The sequence below is a fragment of the Oceanicola sp. S124 genome (assembly GCF_000220565.1).
Lineage (GTDB): Bacteria > Pseudomonadota > Alphaproteobacteria > Rhodobacterales > Rhodobacteraceae > Pseudooceanicola.
The window spans coordinates 1-548 of record NZ_AFPM01000271.1 but is presented as its reverse complement, the minus strand read 5'-3'; the positions used below and the strand labels follow the sequence as shown (position 1 = coordinate 548).

Here is a 548-nt window from a genome sequence, read left to right as displayed (position 1 = left end):
CCGCCGCTTCGATCCGGGAGAGACGCCCGACGGGTCACATGGCCCGGGCTCTCCCGGGCACCGTGCACGGGCGAAAGCCCTCGGCCTCCCCGGACACGACAGGGCGCCCGGCAGGTGGTCTCAGTAGGTGCGGATCAGCCCGACCAGCCGGCCCTGCACCCGGACCTTGTCGGCCGCCAGCGTGCGGGTCGGATAGGCGGGGTTGGCGGCAACCAGGTCGACCGAGCCGGCCTTGCGGAAGATCTTCTTCAGCGTCGCCTCCTGCTCTTCCACCAGTGCCACGACGATATCGCCGTCATCGGCGGTGGCGGTCTCGCGGATGATCACCACGTCGCCATCGTTGATCCCGGCCTCGATCATCGAGTCGCCGCTGACCTCGAGCGCATAGTGATCGCCCCCGCGCGACAGCATGGCGCCCGGCACGGCAATGCGCGAGGACACCTCGGAGATCGCCTCGATCGGGACACCGGCGGCGATCTTGCCCATCACCTGCAGCTCCTGCGCATGCAGAGCCTCCAGAGGCTGGCCACCGGCGGGGCGGTCGGATG

The 548-nt window shown here is 70.1% G+C and carries 1 protein-coding gene; it reads right to left on the bottom strand.

Annotation, left to right across the window (positions count from 1 at the left end):
* Nucleotides 1-120: 120 nt before the first annotated feature.
* The coding region (lexA, locus tag OS124_RS0118210) for a transcriptional repressor LexA (RefSeq protein WP_010141310.1) at nt 121-548 on the bottom strand (428 nt) is incomplete at its 5' end.